The organism is Aeromonas bivalvium, from assembly GCF_000819765.1.
In the GTDB taxonomy this organism is placed as follows: Bacteria; Pseudomonadota; Gammaproteobacteria; order Enterobacterales; family Aeromonadaceae; genus Aeromonas; species Aeromonas bivalvium.
This window is the reverse complement of record NZ_CDBT01000047.1, coordinates 134,344-149,347: the sequence shown is the minus strand read 5'-3', so window position 1 is coordinate 149,347 and position 15,004 is coordinate 134,344. Positions and strand designations below refer to the sequence as shown.

Annotated in this window: 29 protein-coding genes; 1 reads left to right on the top strand and 28 read right to left on the bottom strand. The window is 54.3% G+C overall.

What is annotated here, in order from left to right:
- Positions 1-68: 68 nt before the first annotated feature.
- From rplQ to rpsJ, 28 genes are all read right to left on the bottom strand, one after another.
- A complete protein-coding gene (gene rplQ / locus BN1119_RS14345) occupies positions 69-452 on the bottom strand; it encodes a 50S ribosomal protein L17 (protein ID WP_005307999.1) in 384 nt (127 codons plus the stop codon).
- Between the two features lie 43 nt (positions 453-495).
- Positions 496-1,485 carry a DNA-directed RNA polymerase subunit alpha gene (locus BN1119_RS14340; protein WP_005307997.1) on the bottom strand — a complete coding sequence of 330 codons (990 nt, stop codon included), beginning with the start codon at positions 1,483-1,485 and terminating at the stop codon, positions 496-498.
- Between the two features lie 25 nt (positions 1,486-1,510).
- Positions 1,511-2,131 carry a 30S ribosomal protein S4 gene (gene rpsD / locus BN1119_RS14335; protein ID WP_041999264.1) on the bottom strand — a complete coding sequence of 207 codons (621 nt, stop codon included), beginning with the start codon at positions 2,129-2,131 and terminating at the stop codon, positions 1,511-1,513.
- Positions 2,132-2,171: 40 nt separating this feature from the next.
- Positions 2,172-2,561, bottom strand: a complete 390-nt coding sequence (rpsK, locus tag BN1119_RS14330) for a 30S ribosomal protein S11 (protein WP_005319702.1) — start codon at positions 2,559-2,561, stop codon at positions 2,172-2,174.
- Positions 2,562-2,575: 14 nt separating this feature from the next.
- Positions 2,576-2,932: a 30S ribosomal protein S13 gene (gene rpsM / locus BN1119_RS14325; RefSeq protein WP_005307991.1), complete on the bottom strand. Its 357-nt coding sequence runs from the start codon at positions 2,930-2,932 to the stop codon at positions 2,576-2,578.
- A 139-nt stretch (positions 2,933-3,071) separates the two neighbouring features.
- The gene (rpmJ, locus tag BN1119_RS20155) at positions 3,072-3,185 is read right to left on the bottom strand and encodes a 50S ribosomal protein L36 (RefSeq protein ID WP_005319705.1); all 114 of its coding nucleotides are present in this window, start codon (positions 3,183-3,185) and stop codon (positions 3,072-3,074) included.
- Positions 3,186-3,212: 27 nt separating this feature from the next.
- A complete protein-coding gene (gene secY / locus BN1119_RS14320; protein ID WP_041999261.1) occupies positions 3,213-4,541 on the bottom strand; it encodes a preprotein translocase subunit SecY in 1,329 nt (442 codons plus the stop codon).
- An 8-nt stretch (positions 4,542-4,549) separates the two neighbouring features.
- Positions 4,550-4,987, bottom strand: a complete 438-nt coding sequence (gene rplO, locus BN1119_RS14315) for a 50S ribosomal protein L15 (protein WP_041999258.1) — start codon at positions 4,985-4,987, stop codon at positions 4,550-4,552.
- A 2-nt stretch (positions 4,988-4,989) separates the two neighbouring features.
- Positions 4,990-5,169, bottom strand: a complete 180-nt coding sequence (gene rpmD, locus BN1119_RS20150; protein WP_005307985.1) for a 50S ribosomal protein L30 — start codon at positions 5,167-5,169, stop codon at positions 4,990-4,992.
- A 6-nt stretch (positions 5,170-5,175) separates the two neighbouring features.
- On the bottom strand, positions 5,176-5,676 hold the full coding sequence (gene rpsE / locus BN1119_RS14310; protein WP_041999255.1) for a 30S ribosomal protein S5: 501 nt from the start codon (positions 5,674-5,676) through the stop codon (positions 5,176-5,178).
- A gap of 14 nt (positions 5,677-5,690) precedes the next feature.
- On the bottom strand, positions 5,691-6,044 hold the full coding sequence (rplR, locus tag BN1119_RS14305; protein WP_005890919.1) for a 50S ribosomal protein L18: 354 nt from the start codon (positions 6,042-6,044) through the stop codon (positions 5,691-5,693).
- A gap of 9 nt (positions 6,045-6,053) precedes the next feature.
- Positions 6,054-6,587 (bottom strand): 50S ribosomal protein L6, encoded by a 534-nt coding sequence (rplF, locus tag BN1119_RS14300; RefSeq protein ID WP_041999251.1) that lies wholly within the window; start codon positions 6,585-6,587, stop codon positions 6,054-6,056.
- A 13-nt stretch (positions 6,588-6,600) separates the two neighbouring features.
- On the bottom strand, positions 6,601-6,993 hold the full coding sequence (gene rpsH, locus BN1119_RS14295; protein ID WP_041999248.1) for a 30S ribosomal protein S8: 393 nt from the start codon (positions 6,991-6,993) through the stop codon (positions 6,601-6,603).
- A gap of 21 nt (positions 6,994-7,014) precedes the next feature.
- A complete protein-coding gene (gene rpsN, locus BN1119_RS14290; protein ID WP_005319722.1) occupies positions 7,015-7,320 on the bottom strand; it encodes a 30S ribosomal protein S14 in 306 nt (101 codons plus the stop codon).
- Positions 7,321-7,330: 10 nt separating this feature from the next.
- A complete protein-coding gene (gene rplE, locus BN1119_RS14285) occupies positions 7,331-7,870 on the bottom strand; it encodes a 50S ribosomal protein L5 (protein WP_005331162.1) in 540 nt (179 codons plus the stop codon).
- Between the two features lie 13 nt (positions 7,871-7,883).
- Entirely contained in the window at positions 7,884-8,201 is a 318-nt protein-coding gene (gene rplX, locus BN1119_RS14280; protein WP_041999241.1) for a 50S ribosomal protein L24, read from the bottom strand.
- Between the two features lie 11 nt (positions 8,202-8,212).
- Positions 8,213-8,581: a 50S ribosomal protein L14 gene (gene rplN / locus BN1119_RS14275; RefSeq protein WP_005307975.1), complete on the bottom strand. Its 369-nt coding sequence runs from the start codon at positions 8,579-8,581 to the stop codon at positions 8,213-8,215.
- A gap of 147 nt (positions 8,582-8,728) precedes the next feature.
- A complete protein-coding gene (rpsQ, locus tag BN1119_RS14270) occupies positions 8,729-8,977 on the bottom strand; it encodes a 30S ribosomal protein S17 (protein ID WP_005890905.1) in 249 nt (82 codons plus the stop codon).
- Complete coding sequence (gene rpmC, locus BN1119_RS14265; RefSeq protein ID WP_005307965.1) at positions 8,977-9,168, bottom strand: 50S ribosomal protein L29; 192 nt, start codon at positions 9,166-9,168, stop codon at positions 8,977-8,979. The genes rpsQ and rpmC overlap by 1 nt, the downstream gene beginning before the upstream one ends.
- Positions 9,168-9,581 carry a 50S ribosomal protein L16 gene (rplP, locus tag BN1119_RS14260; protein ID WP_005307963.1) on the bottom strand — a complete coding sequence of 138 codons (414 nt, stop codon included), beginning with the start codon at positions 9,579-9,581 and terminating at the stop codon, positions 9,168-9,170. Before rplP ends, rpmC begins: the two co-directional genes overlap by 1 nt.
- A gap of 13 nt (positions 9,582-9,594) precedes the next feature.
- Positions 9,595-10,308: a 30S ribosomal protein S3 gene (gene rpsC / locus BN1119_RS14255; protein ID WP_005331168.1), complete on the bottom strand. Its 714-nt coding sequence runs from the start codon at positions 10,306-10,308 to the stop codon at positions 9,595-9,597.
- Between the two features lie 3 nt (positions 10,309-10,311).
- Positions 10,312-10,656: a 50S ribosomal protein L22 gene (rplV, locus tag BN1119_RS14250; protein ID WP_041999233.1), complete on the bottom strand. Its 345-nt coding sequence runs from the start codon at positions 10,654-10,656 to the stop codon at positions 10,312-10,314.
- Positions 10,657-10,666: 10 nt separating this feature from the next.
- Positions 10,667-10,945, bottom strand: a complete 279-nt coding sequence (gene rpsS / locus BN1119_RS14245) for a 30S ribosomal protein S19 (protein ID WP_005307960.1) — start codon at positions 10,943-10,945, stop codon at positions 10,667-10,669.
- Between the two features lie 22 nt (positions 10,946-10,967).
- Complete coding sequence (gene rplB, locus BN1119_RS14240) at positions 10,968-11,789, bottom strand: 50S ribosomal protein L2 (protein WP_005340614.1); 822 nt, start codon at positions 11,787-11,789, stop codon at positions 10,968-10,970.
- 15 nt (positions 11,790-11,804) lie between these two features.
- Positions 11,805-12,107: a 50S ribosomal protein L23 gene (gene rplW, locus BN1119_RS14235; protein WP_005331199.1), complete on the bottom strand. Its 303-nt coding sequence runs from the start codon at positions 12,105-12,107 to the stop codon at positions 11,805-11,807.
- Positions 12,104-12,709, bottom strand: coding sequence for a 50S ribosomal protein L4 (gene rplD / locus BN1119_RS14230; protein WP_041999227.1), 606 nt, complete (start codon positions 12,707-12,709; stop codon positions 12,104-12,106). The genes rplW and rplD overlap by 4 nt, the downstream gene beginning before the upstream one ends.
- 17 nt (positions 12,710-12,726) lie before the next feature.
- Positions 12,727-13,359: a 50S ribosomal protein L3 gene (rplC, locus tag BN1119_RS14225; RefSeq protein WP_041999225.1), complete on the bottom strand. Its 633-nt coding sequence runs from the start codon at positions 13,357-13,359 to the stop codon at positions 12,727-12,729.
- 22 nt (positions 13,360-13,381) lie between these two features.
- Positions 13,382-13,693: a 30S ribosomal protein S10 gene (gene rpsJ / locus BN1119_RS14220; RefSeq protein WP_005307944.1), complete on the bottom strand. Its 312-nt coding sequence runs from the start codon at positions 13,691-13,693 to the stop codon at positions 13,382-13,384.
- A gap of 368 nt (positions 13,694-14,061) precedes the next feature.
- On the opposite strand from rpsJ, the gene BN1119_RS14215 reads away from it, so the two are divergent.
- Entirely contained in the window at positions 14,062-14,976 is a 915-nt protein-coding gene (locus tag BN1119_RS14215; protein ID WP_041999221.1) for a DMT family transporter, read from the top strand.
- The last annotated feature ends 28 nt before the right edge of the window (positions 14,977-15,004 follow it).

Here is a 15,004-nt window from a genome sequence, read left to right as displayed (position 1 = left end):
TTGAGGCAGTTGAGGCAGTATCAGAATCCATTAAGAGAAAAGCCGGGACAAGCCCGGCTTTTTCTTTATCACTCAGCAGCTGCTTCAGCAGCGGCCGGGCGGTCTACCAGCTCGATGTAAGCCATCGGAGCATTGTCGCCGGCACGGAAACCGCATTTCAGAATGCGAGTATAACCGCCGGCGCGCTCCAGGTAGCGCGGGCCCAGTTCATTGAACAGCTTAGCCACGATCGCGTTATCGCGAGTGCGGGCAAATGCCAGACGACGATTAGCAACGCTATCAGTCTTGGCAAGGGTGATCAGCGGTTCAACGACACGACGCAGCTCTTTTGCCTTAGGCAGAGTCGTCTTGATGATCTCATGACGAACCAGGGAGCTGGCCATGTTGCGGAACATAGCCTGACGGTGGCTGCTGTTCCGGTTCAGTTGACGACCACTCAAACGATGGCGCATGACCTTATCCTTCTAACTAAATCTGTGAAACCCGTAATCTGGATTACTCGTCAGCGATGCTGGCGGGCGGCCAGTTCTCAAGGCGCATGCCAAGAGACAGACCACGGGAGGCCAACACGTCCTTGATCTCAGTCAGGGACTTCTTACCGAGGTTGGGAGTCTTAAGCAGCTCAACCTCGGTACGCTGTACCAGATCACCAATATAGTGGATAGCTTCTGCCTTCAGACAGTTCGCAGAACGAACTGTCAGCTCCAAATCATCGACAGGACGCAGCAGGATCGGATCGAACTCGGGCTTCTCTTCTTTCTTCTCGGGCACGCTGACATCGCGCAGATCCACGAAGGCTTCCAGTTGCTCGGCCAGGATGGTGGCGGAACGACGGATGGCCTCTTCAGGATCCAGGGTACCATTGGTCTCCATGTCGATGACCAGCTTGTCCAAGTCGGTGCGCTGTTCCACACGTGCTGCCTCAACATTGTAGGCAATACGAACGATGGGGCTGAACGCGGAGTCCAGCAGCAGGCGACCTATCGGGCGCTCTTCATCATCGTTGTGAACACGAGCAGAAGCAGGCACATAACCACGACCGCGCTGAACTTTCAGACGCATGCTGATCTCAGCATTGGCGCCAGTCAGGTGGCAGATTACGTGCTCCGGGTTAACAATCTCGACTTCATCACCGTGAGTGATATCACCTGCGGTAACGGGGCCTGTTCCAGACTTGGTCAGGGACAGAGTTACCTCGTCCTTGCCTTCCAGCTTCACAGCGATACCTTTCAGGTTGAGCAGGATTTCAAGAATGTCTTCCTGTACACCTTCTTTGCTGCTGTACTCGTGCAGTACGCCGTCGATCTCGACTTCAGTGACTGCACAACCGGGCATAGATGACAGCAAAATACGACGCAGGGCATTACCCAGCGTGTGACCAAAACCACGCTCAAGCGGCTCAAGAGTCACTTTTGCGTGAGTCGGGCTAACTTGCTCGATGTCAACTAGCCGCGGCTTAAGAAAATCTGTTACAGAACCCAGCATTGTGTCCTCTCTTTAGAAGCTAGCTTTACTTGGAGTAAAGCTCGACGATCAGCTGTTCGTTAATGTCGGCAGACAGGTCAGAACGCTCCGGCAGGCGCTTGAAGGCACCTTCCATTTTAGCGGCATCAACCTCTACCCAAGTCGGCTTCTCGCGCTGACCAGCAACTTCCAGGGAAGCTTTGATACGCGCTTGCTTCTTAGCCTTCTCACGAACGCAGATCACGTCCTCAGGGGAAACCTGGAAAGAAGGAATGTTAACAACGCGACCGTTTACCAGGATAGCCTTATGGCTCACCAGCTGGCGAGACTCAGCGCGGGTAGCACCGAAGCCCATGCGATAAACGACGTTATCCAGACGACCTTCCAGCAGCTGCAACAGGTTTTCGCCGGTGTTGCCTTTTTGACGGGCAGCGTCACGGTAGTAGTTGCGGAACTGTTTTTCCAATACGCCGTAGATACGACGAACTTTTTGTTTCTCGCGCAGTTGCACGCCGTAGTCGGACAGACGCGCTTTACGCGCACCGTGTTGACCCGGAGCAGTGTCAATCTTGCACTTGGAATCTATCGCACGAACACCTGACTTCAGGAAGAGGTCGGTGCCCTCACGACGGCTAAGCTTAAGCTTAGGACCGATATATCTTGCCATCTTCTTTCTCCAACAATCCTAGACCAATAAGCTACCAGCGTTACACGCGGCGCTTCTTGGGAGGACGACAACCGTTGTGCGGGATCGGAGTCACATCAGTAATGTTAGTGATGCGGAAACCAGCCGCGTTCAGCGCGCGGATGGAGGACTCACGACCGGGACCCGGACCTTTAACCATGACTTCCAGGTTCTTCACGCCGTATTCTTTGGCGATCTCACCAGCACGCTCAGCAGCTACCTGGGCAGCAAACGGAGTGGACTTACGGGAACCACGGAAACCTGAACCACCGGAGGTAGCCCATGACAGAGCATTGCCCTGACGGTCAGTAATGGTCACGATTGTGTTGTTGAAAGATGCATGAACGTGCGCAATACCGTCGCTCACTTGCTTTTTAACGCGCTTGCGAGCACGAGTCGGAGTTTTAGCCATTTTCTACCTTCCCGTTACTTCTTGATAGCCTTGCGCGGACCCTTACGGGTACGAGCGTTGGTCTTGGTACGTTGACCACGAACAGGCAGGCTACGACGGTGACGCAAACCACGGTAGCAACCCAGATCCATCAAGCGTTTGATGTTCATGGAAATCTGACGACGTAGGTCACCTTCAACGGTGAATTTACCTACTTGTTCACGCAGACTCTCGATCTGAGCTTCGTCCAGGTCTTTAATTTTCACATTCTCAGCGATACCGGCTGCGGCACAGATGGCCTTGGAGCGGGTACGACCGACGCCATAAATCGCAGTCAAAGCAATGACTGCATGCTTATGGTCAGGAATGTTAATGCCAGCGATACGGGCCACTATTCACTCCTACATATAGTAGATTACGACCACCACAAAGCCCGTGAGCGGATACGTGGCGGTCAACCAATACACAACAAAAGTTGGCTGGCTATATTAGCCAGCACAACTATTTGTTGCAAGTACTAACCGTAAAAAATTAGCCTTGGCGCTGTTTATGCTTTGGCTCGCTGCAAATCACACGCACCACACCGTGACGCTTGATGATTTTGCAGTTACGGCAGATTGCCTTAACGGAAGCACGAACTTTCATTGCTTAACTCCGTAACTACGCCGACCTTTAGCGGCCGTAGCCCTTCAGGTTGGCCTTCCTCAGGACGTCGCCATATTGATGAGACATCATATGGGTTTGTACCTGAGCCATGAAGTCCATGATAACTACCACGATAATCAGCAGCGAAGTGCCACCGAAGTAGAACTGTACGTTCCAGGCAGTCATCAAGAACTGGGGTACCAGACAGATAAAGGTTATATAGAGCGCACCTGCCAATGTCAGGCGAGTCATAACCTTATCGATGTAACGTGCTGTCTGCTCGCCCGGGCGGATCCCCGGGATAAAGGCTCCACTCTTCTTCAAGTTGTCTGCCGTCTCGCGTGGATTGAACACCAGCGCGGTATAGAAGAAGCAGAAGAAGATAATGGCTGCTGCATACAGCATCTCATACAAGGGCTGACCCGGCTGCAGGACCATAGAGACCTGCTGCAGAATGTCGGCTACCTTGCCCTCCCCCTGACCAAACCAAGAGGTAATGGTCCCCGGGAAGAGGATGATGCTGGATGCGAAAATCGCAGGAATCACACCGGCCATATTCACTTTCAATGGCAGGTGCGTGCTTTGCGCTGCGAATACCTGGCGGCCTTGTTGACGCTTGGCATAGTTCACGACGATACGACGCTGACCACGCTCCACGAACACCACAAAGTAAGTCACTGCGAAAACAATCAAGCCCAGCAACAACAACAGCAGGATGTGCAATTCCCCTTGACGTGCCTGTTCGGCCGTAGCACCAATGGCATGAGGCAGCCCAGCAACGATCCCGGTGAAAATGATCAACGAGATGCCGTTACCGATACCACGCTCGGTAATCTGTTCACCCAACCACATCAAAAACATGGTACCGGTGACCAGACTCACAACCGCCGTGAAATAGAAGCCCAAACCCGGATGAGTCACGAGTCCTTGCATCATGTTCGGCAGACCGGTTGCGATACCAATGGCCTGGAAGGTTCCCAAAATCAATGTACCCCAACGGGTATACTGATTGATCTTGCGACGGCCGGATTCACCTTCTTTCTTGAGTTCAGCAAGAGCGGGATGAACCACGGTCAGTAACTGGATGATGATCGACGCCGAAATGTACGGCATGATCCCCAACGCAAGAATAGAAGCACGCGAGAGTGCACCACCACTGAACATGTTGAACATCTCAATGATGGTGCCCTTCTGTTGCTGGAACAACTCGGCCAGTACGGCGGCGTCAATACCAGGAATAGGCACATAAGAGCCTGCACGGAAAACGATAATCGCCCCGAGAACGAAGAGCAGACGGCTCTTCAGCTCACTCAGACCACCTTGCGCTTTAACATCCAATCCTGGTTTCTTAGCCATTGTACTGATTATTCCTCGATTTTACCGCCAGCGGCCTCGATGGCTGCACGTGCACCTTTGGTGACGGACAGACCACGAACGGTCACAGCACGGTCAATGTTGCCAGACAGAACAACTTTAGCGAACACGATGTTCTTGGTCAGAACGCCGGCTTGCTTCAGAGTGCTCACATCGACCACATCACCTTCTACCAGGGCGATTTCGTTCAGGCGCACTTCGGCAGAAACCAAAGATTTGCGAGAGAAGAAACCGAACTTCGGCAGACGGATTTTCAAAGGCATCTGGCCGCCTTCGAAACCGTTGCGGACTTTGCCGCCACCGGAACGAGAGGTTTGACCTTTCACACCACGACCACCAGTCTTGCCCAGACCAGAACCGATACCACGGCCCGGACGGTGCTTAACAGACTTGGAACCAGGGGCCGGAGACAGAGTGTTCAGACGCATGCTTAGCCCTCCACCTTAACCATGTAATAAACCTGGTTGATCATGCCGCGTACGCAGGGAGTATCCTCCAGCTCAACGGTGTGACCAATGCGACGCAGACCCAGACCACGCAGAGTCGCCTTGTGCTTTGGCAGACGGCCGATAGAGCTGCGAGTTTGAGTTACTTTTACAGTGTTAGCCATGTCGCATTACCCCAGAATTTCTTCAACGCGCAGACCACGCTTGGCAGCGATCTGAGCCGGGGATTGACCCTGAACCAGAGCGTCTACAGTTGCGCGAACAACGTTGATCGGGTTAGTGGAACCGTAGGTCTTGGCCAGCACGTTGTGGATACCAGCAACTTCCAGCACAGCACGCATGGCGCCGCCTGCAATGATACCAGTACCTTCAGAGGCCGGCTTCATGAACACGGTGGAACCGGAGTGAACGCCTTGCACCGGGTGATGCAGGGTGCCGTTGTTCAGTTCGACCTTGTTCAGGTTACGCTTGGCCTGTTCCATCGCTTTTTGAATCGCGGCGGGAACTTCACGGGCCTTACCGTAACCGTAACCTACACGGCCGTTACCATCACCCACCACGGTCAACGCGGTGAAGGACATGATACGACCACCTTTAACAGTTTTCGAAACACGGTTTACTGCAATCAGCTTTTCTTGCAGTTCGCCGGCTTGAGATTCGACTTTAGCCATCTTCGACTCCTAGCTTAGAACTGAAGACCAGCGTCACGAGCAGCGGTAGCCAGAGCGGCAACACGACCGTGATACTTGAAACCGGAACGATCGAAAGATACGTTCTGAATGCCTTTGGCGATAGCACGCTCAGCGATAGCCTTACCGACTGCGGTAGCTGCATCAGCATTACCGGAGTACTTGATTGCTTCACTGATGGCTTTCTCTACTGTGGAAGCAGAGGCCAGAACTTCGGAACCGTTGGCTGCGATTACCTGCGCGTAGATATGACGCGGGGTACGGTGAACAACCAGACGGGTAGCTCCCAGTTCCTGCATCTTCTTCCGAGCACGAGTAGCACGACGGAGACGAGCTGCTTTCTTGTCCATAGTGTTACCTTACTTCTTCTTAGCTTCTTTAGTACGCACTTGCTCGTTGGCATAGCGTACACCCTTGCCCTTGTAGGGCTCCGGAGCGCGGTAAGCACGGATATCGGCGGCGACTTGGCCAACCAGCTGCTTGTCCACACCACGCAGAACGATCTCTGTAGCGGTCGGACATTCAGCGGTCACACCAGCCGGCAGCGCATGCTCAACCGGGTGAGAGAAGCCCAGTGCCAGCGCGACAGCATTGCCCTTGATGGAGGCTTTGTAACCTACACCAACCAGCTGCAGCTTACGCTCAAAGCCTTGGGTAACACCGATTACCATGTTGTTGACCAATGCACGGGCAGTACCGGCCTGAGCGTCGGCACCATTGGAGCCGTCGCGCGGGGCGAACTTCAGTACATTGTCTTCTTTGGTCACTTCTACACCGGCGTGAATAGAACGAACCAGGGAACCTTTACCACCTTTGATGGACAGTTCCTGACCGTTCAGAGTCACCTCTACGCCAGCAGGAATAGTGACGGGTGCCTTAGCAACACGAGACATTTCCTACCTCCTATTAAGCGACGTAGCAGATGATCTCACCGCCCATGCAAGCTTTACGAGCTGCACGGTCAGTCATCACACCTTTAGACGTGGACACGATAGCAACACCGAGACCGCCCATAACTTTCGGCAGATCAGTAGTGCGCTTGTAAATACGCAGGCCGGGACGGCTCACGCGTTGGATCAGTTCTACAACCGGCTTGCCCTGGAAATATTTCAGTTCAATTTCCAGTTCCGGCTTCACATCACCCGCTACGGAGTAGCCAGCGATGTAACCTTCTTCTTTCAGCACGTGGGCGATAGCCACTTTCAGCTTGGAAGAAGGCATGGAAACCGAAACTTTGCTCGCCGCTTGACCGTTACGGATGCGGGTCAGCATATCCGCGATCGGATCTTGCATGCTCATAAGTCTAACTCCCGAGATTCGTTACCAAGAAGCCTTCTTCAGGCCCGGAATTTCGCCCTTCATGGCATGCTCACGCACCTTGATGCGAGACAGGCCAAACTTGCGCAGGAAACCGTGCGGACGACCAGTAATATTGCAACGGTTACGCTGGCGGGACGGACTGGAATCACGGGGCAGCTGTTGCAGTTGCAGGACAGCATCCCAACGCGCTTCTTCAGAAGCGTTCATATCAACGATGATAGCTTTCAGCTCGGTTCGCTTGGTCGCGAACTTGGCTACCAGCTTCGCACGCTTTGCTTCACGTGCTTTCATGGATGTTTTAGCCATAACCCTAACCTTACTTGCGGAATGGGAAGTTAAAGGCAGCCAGCAGAGCACGGCCTTCTTCATCGGTATTCGCGGAAGTGGTGATGGTGATATCCAGACCACGGACGCGATCGACTTTGTCATAGTCGATTTCCGGGAAGATGATTTGCTCACGCACGCCCATGGAGTAGTTACCACGACCGTCGAACGCTTTAGCGTTCAGGCCACGGAAGTCACGGATACGCGGTACGGAGATGCAAATCAGCCGTTCCAGGAACTCCCACATACGCTCGCCACGCAGGGTTACTTTACAACCTATCGGGTAGCCTTCACGAATCTTGAAGCCCGCAACAGATTTGCGAGCTTTGGTGATCAGCGGCTTCTGACCGGAAATGGCAGCCATATCGGCAGCAGCATTTTCCAGCAACTTCTTGTCAGAGATCGCTTCACCAACACCCATGTTCAGGGTGATTTTCTCGATCCGAGGGACTTGCATGATAGTCTTGTAACCGAACTGCTTTGACAGTTCATTTACTACATCGGATTTGTAGTAATCATGCAGTTTCGCCATCGTTAAACTCCAATTACTTCACAAGTTCGCCGGTGGATTTGAAGAAACGAACTTTTTTGCCGTCTTCAATCCGGAAACCAACGCGATCAGCCTTGCCAGTGGCAGAGTTGAACAGCGCTACGTTTGAAACATCGAGGGGGGCTTCTTTGGTGACGATACCGCCAGCCTGACCCAGTGCGGGTACCGGCTTCTGGTGTTTCTTCACCTGGTTGATGCCTTCCACGATTACCTTACCCTTGGCAATCAGAACTTGAGTGACTTTGCCACGCTTGCCCTTGTCTTTGCCGGTAAGAACAATCACTTCGTCTTCGCGACGGATTTTAGCTGCCATCGTTCGACTCCTTACAGTACTTCGGGTGCCAGGGACACAATCTTCATGAACTTCTCATTACGCAGTTCACGGGTCACCGGGCCAAAAATACGAGTACCGATTGGCTGTTGGTTGTTGTTAAGCAACACAGCCGCATTGTTGTCGAAACGGATGACTGAGCCGTCCGGACGACGAACGCCTTTACGGGTGCGTACGACCACCGCGTTATACACATCACCCTTCTTCACTTTACCGCGAGGAATGGCTTCCTTGATGGAAACCTTGATGATGTCGCCGATGCCGGCGTAACGGCGGTGCGAGCCACCCAGAACCTTAATACACATTACACTGCGAGCGCCGGAGTTGTCGGCTACACCCAGCATACTTTGCATCTGGATCATTTTAGTGCTCCGCTTTGTTTACTTCTTATCCCTCTCGGGATCTGGCTGCCTTCAAAAGGCGCGAAACTATAACACAGGAAAATTGGAAAAGGTAGCCTAAAAAACAAACGGCCCCCAAAGGGGGCCGTTTGGGCTATAAAGGACCGATTAGGCCTTTTCCAGGATCCCGACCAGGGTCCAAGACTTGGTCTTGGACAGCGGACGGCACTCGCGGATTTCCACGAGGTCGCCAGCTTTACACTCGTTGGTCTCATCGTGTACGTGCAGCTTGGTAGTGCGCTTGATGATCTTACCGTAGATCGGGTGCTTTACCTTGCGCTCGATAGCGACGGTGATGGATTTGTCCATCTTGTCGCTAATGACACGACCTTGCAGAGTACGGATTTTGTCAGTCATTACGCACCTGCCTTCTCAGTCAGTACAGTCTTGATACGTGCGACGTCACGACGCACTTGTTTCAGAGTGTGAGTCTGAGCCAGTTGGCCGGTGGACGCTTGCATGCGCATGTTGAATTGCTCACGCAGCAGGCCCAGCAGCTCCTGGTTCAGTTCTTCGACGCTCTTTTGACGCAGATCTTGAGCTTTCATCACATCACCGTCTTGATTACGAAAGTGGTCTGAACGGACAGCTTAGCAGCGGCCAGGGCGAATGCTTCACGGGCCAGAGCCTCGGGAACACCGTCCATCTCGTACAGAACCTTGCCAGGTTGGATCGGGCATACCCAGTATTCGACGTTACCCTTACCTTTACCCATACGAACTTCGAGGGGCTTTTCGGTAATCGGCTTGTCCGGGAACACACGGATCCAGATTTTACCCTGACGCTTGACGTGACGGGTCATGGCACGACGGGCTGCTTCGATTTGACGAGCAGTCAGCTGGCCACGGGATGTCGCCTTCAGGCCAAAGGTACCGAAGGATACTTCGTTACCAGAGTTGGCCAGACCGCGGTTACGACCCTTATGGGTCTTGCGGAATTTAGTACGCTTAGGTTGCAACATTTACCGAATCTCCTTACTTAGCAGCGCGGCGCTTGTTGTCACGCTTGGGCTTTGCAGGAGCTTGCTCTTGAGCAGCGGCAGCGTTAACAGCAGCCAGACCGCCCAGAACTTCGCCCTTGAAGATCCAAACTTTGACGCCGATCACACCGTAAGTGGTGTGGGCTTCAGAAGTTGCGTAGTCGATGTCGGCACGCAGGGTGTGCAAAGGCACACGACCTTCACGGTACCATTCGGTACGCGCGATTTCAGCGCCGCCCAGACGACCGGACACTTCCACTTTGATGCCCTTGGCACCCAGGCGCATGGCGTTCTGTACGGCGCGCTTCATGGCGCGACGGAACATTACGCGACGTTCCAGCTGGGAAGTGATGCTGTCGGCAACGAGTTTGCCATCCAGCTCCGGCTTGCGGACTTCGGAAATGTTGATCTGAGCAGGCACGCCAGCGATAGCGGCGACAGCTTTGCGCAGTTTCTCAACGTCTTCGCCTTTCTTGCCGATCACGACACCCGGACGAGCGGTGTGAATGGTCACACGGATGCTCTTGGCCGGACGCTCGATGGTGATCTTGGACAAGGAAGCGTTTTTCAGCTCCTTGGTCAGGAACTGGCGTACTTGAAAATCGCTGTACAGGTTGTCAGCGAAGTCTTTGGTGTTCGCGAACCAGGTAGAATTCCAAGGCTTGGTAATACCCAGGCGAATGCCATTAGGATGTACTTTCTGACCCATTGCTTATCTCCCAGCCTTAGCGTCGGATACCACCACAGTGATGTGAGCGGTACGCTTGAGGATACGATCCGCGCGACCTTTGGCGCGAGGACGGATACGCTTCATGGAGGGACCTTCGTCGACCATGATAGTAGCAATACGCAGGGCGTCGATGTCGGCGCCTTCGTTGTGCTCAGCGTTTGCAATGGCAGATTCCAGCACTTTCTTAACCAGAGCAGCAGCCTTTTTCGGGCTGAAGGTCAGGATATTCAGAGCCTTGTCTACGGACAGACCACGTACTTGATCGGCTACCAGACGAGCTTTCTGGGCAGAAGTACGGGCATAACGGTGTTTAGCGATAGCTTCCATCATTTATCCCTTAGCGCTTCTTAGCCTTCTTATCAGCAGCATGGCCGCGATAAGTACGAGTCGGTGCGAATTCACCCAGTTTGTGACCGATCATTTCTTCGGTAACGAAAACCGGAACGTGCTGACGACCATTATGGACAGCGATGGTCAAACCGATCATGTTCGGGATGATCATTGAACGACGGGACCAGGTTTTAACCGGCTTTTTATCCCCGCTTTCCACCGCTTTCTCTACCTTCTTCAGCAAGTGCAGGTCAATAAATGGACCCTTCTTGAGAGAACGTGGCATGGTGATTCCTCTATGTTAACAATTACTTGTTACGACGACGTACGATGTACTTGTCGGTACGCTTGTTCTTACGGGTCTTGAAGCCTTTAGCCTTCTGGCCCCATGGGGACACAGGCTGCATGCCCTTGTTACGACCCTCACCACCACCGTGCGGGTGGTCGACCGGGTTCATCGCCATACCGCGAACGGTCGGACGAATACCACGCCAGCGGTTGGCACCGGCTTTACCCAGTTGACGCAACATGTGCTCGGAGTTACCGACTTCACCGATGGTGGCACGGCACTCGGCCAGAACTTTACGTACTTCGCCGGAACGCAGACGCAGAGTTACATAGTTACCTTCACGAGCCAGGATCTGGATGAAAGTACCAGCGGAACGAGCCAGCTGGGCACCTTTACCAGGTTTCATCTCGACGGCGTGAACGGTAGAACCAACCGGGATGTTGCGCATCGGCAGGGCGTTGCCCACCTTGATGGCAGCATCAGCACCAGAAGCGATCGCGTCACCAGCTTTCAGGCCTTTCGGAGCCAGGATGTAACGACGCTCACCGTCTGCATACAGCACCAGGGCGATGTTTGCGGTACGGTTAGGATCGTATTCCAGGCGCTCTACTTTAGCCGGGATACCGTCTTTGTCGCGTTTGAAGTCGACGATACGGTAGTGCTGCTTGTGACCACCACCGATGTGACGAGTGGTGATGCGGCCGTTGTTGTTACGACCACCGGACTTGCTTTTGCTGTCCAGCAGAGCGGCGAAGGGCTTGCCCTTGTACAGCTCTTGGTTGACGATCTTGACGACGTGGCGGCGGCCCGGAGAAGTAGGCTTGCACTTAACGATTGCCATTTTTGAGAACTCCTCTTACTCGGCTGCGCCCATGAAGTCGATGTCCTGACCTGCTTTCAGGGTCACATAAGCCTTTTTCCAATCGGAACGACGGCCTACACGCGCACCTGAGCGCTTGGTTTTACCCTTCATGTTCAGGGTACGGACGGTCTCAACTTCGACCTCGAACAGTTTTGCAACTGCAGCTTTGACTTCCGCCTTGGTGGCATCGACAGCAACTTTGAACACGATAGTGTTCTGCTTCTCGGCGACCATGGTGCTCTTTTCAGAGATATGCGGAGCCTTCAGAACTTTCAACAGACGCTCTTCGCGGATCATGCCAGCATCTCCTCGATTTGCTTAACTGCGTCAGCAGTCATCAGAACCTTGTCGAAAGCGATCAGGCTGACCGGGTCGATACCGGCTACGTCACGCACGTCGACCTTGTACAGGTTGCGAGCAGCCAGGAACAGGTTCTCATCGACTTCAGCAGTCACGATCAGAACGTCGTTCAGTTCCATTTCTTTCAGCTTGGCGATCAGTTCTTTGGTCTTCGGCGCTTCGATGCCGAATTTCTCAACAACGATCAGGCGCTCTTGACGTACCAGCTCGGACAGGATGCTACGGATAGCGCCGCGGTACATCTTCTTGTTTACTTTCTGGCTGTGATCTTGCGGCTTAGCAGCAAAAGTCACACCACCGGAACGCCAAATGGGCGAACGGATGGAGCCAGCACGGGCACGACCAGTACCCTTCTGACGCCACGGCTTTTTGCCGCCACCAGACACTTCAGAGCGAGTCAGCTGCGCACGAGTACCCTGACGGGCACCAGCGGCATATGCAACGACGACCTGGTGAACCAGAGCTTCGTTGAATTCGCGCCCGAAGGTAGTCTCGGAAACTTCAAGAGCGCTCTTGGCGTCTTTCATTACCAATTCCATTACTATCTCCTCAGACGTTACGCTTTGACGGCAGGTTTGACGATCACGTTGCCGTTGGTTGCACCCGGTACTGCGCCTTTGATGAGCAGCAGGTTGCGTTCAGCGTCAACACGAACCAGTTCCAGGTTCTGAGTCGTTACACGCTCAGCACCCATGTGACCAGCCATCTTTTTGCCCTTGAATACACGGCCCGGGGTCTGGTTTTGACCGATGGAGCCAGGTACACGGTGGGACAGGGAGTTACCGTGGGTCATATCCTGGGTGCGGAAGTTGTGGCGCTTAACAGTACCAGCAAAACCTTTACCCTTGGATGTGCCGGTAACGTCTACCAGCTTAACGTCAGCGAGAAGATCTACTTTCAGCTCGCTACCAACAGTGAAAGCTTCACCGTTGTTCAGGCGGAATTCCCACAGACCGCGACCGGCTTCAACACCAGCTTTGGCGAAGTGGCCAGCTTCCGGCTTGGTCACACGGCTGGCTTTCTTGGCGCCAGTGGTAACCTGAATAGCGTTGTAGCCGTCGGTTTCTACAGATTTGACCTGAGTTACACGGTTAGCTTCAACTTCGATAACAGTCACCGGGATAGAAACGCCATCTTCAGTGAAGATGCGAGTCATACCCACTTTGCGACCTACAAGACCGATTGTCATTGTTATCAACCTCTTTCCGTAATTAACCCAGGCTGATCTGGACGTCTACACCAGCTGCCAGATCCAGACGCATCAGGGCGTCTACGGTCTTGTCAGTCGGCTCAACGATGTCTACCAGACGCTTGTGAGTGCGGATCTCGTACTGATCACGCGCATCTTTGTTGACGTGCGGGGAGATCAGGACGGTGAAGCGCTCTTTGCGAGTCGGCAGCGGAATAGGACCGCGAACCTGCGCGCCGGTGCGCTTTGCAGTTTCAACGATTTCCGCAGTGGATTGATCGATCAGGCGATGATCAAAAGCCTTCAGGCGGATACGGATTCTTTGGTTCTGCATTGACAGAGCTCCAATAGAGAAAAGAACATAAATCAACACCGCCCAACCAGGACTAATCCTGCCGGAGGTGCGATTTTTCACGTTTCTCCCCATATCGGGGAGACTGTATGGCCGGTCTCTCGCAAGCGAATCGACGCGGCGGCAGACATATCGTCTGGCTTACCTCATGGGTAAGCGGAGGGGATTATACGGATATTTTCAATGGGCGCAAGCCATGAGGCCTGGATAGTGCGCATTTTTTATCCTCCGCAGGACTCGGCTCCCCGAGGGGGAACCATCCCCCCGTTGCTCGGCGACAGCGCGATGCCAAGGCTGATAGACTGCGAAACCAATTTGTTCCCGCAACCGGCCCCCCAAGGAGATGCAGCATGGTGAAGAGTCAGCGGAAAGCCTATCAGTACGGCCTGTGCGCCGTTGCACTCTGGTCGACGGTGGCCACTGCCTTCAAGATCTCCCTGCGCTACTTCGAGCCGGTGCAGTTGCTGCTGGTCGCCGCCCTCACCTCGACCCTGGCCCTCGGCGCCCTGGTGATCAGGCAGGGCAAGCTGCCACTGCTAGCCCAGTACCTCAAGCAGCGCCCGCTTTACTACCTGGCCCTGGGCGCCCTCAACCCCTTCCTCTATTACCTGCTGCTGTTCAAGGCCTATGACCTGCTGCCGGCGCAGCAGGCGCAGACCCTCAACTACACCTGGGCCATCAGCCTGAGTCTGCTGGCCGTGCCCTTCCTCGGCCAGAAGCTGCGTCGCCGGGACGGGGTGGCCATCCTGCTCGGCTACTTCGGCGCCCTGGTGATCGCCACCCGGGGAGATCTGCTCGCTCTGCAATTTGACAGTCCCCTCGGCGTCGGGCTGGCGCTGCTTTCGACGCTGATCTGGGCCGGTTACTGGATCCTCAACACCCGCAATCAGGGGGACCCCATCGTCAGCCTGCTGCTCGGTTTTCTGCTCAGCCTGCCCCTCATCCTGGTGGCCACCTGGTGGCTGGCCGATTTTCACATGACGGCCTGGCAAGGGTGGGCCGGTGCCATCTATGTGGGCCTGTTCGAGATGGGATTCGGCTTCGTACTGTGGCTGATGGCCATGCGCAGCGCCACCGATACGGCGCCGCTCAGCAACCTCATCTTCATCTCGCCCTTTGCCTCCCTGATATTGCTCAACCTGCTCATCGGCGAGGAGATCCACCTCGCCACCCCCATAGGCCTGAGCCTGATCATCGCGGCCCTGCTGGTGCAACAGCTCAAATATGGCAAGCGCTATCGACGCCAGGCGGCCCCAGAGCGTTGAGGAGAACCGCAGATAACACAGAGGGAGC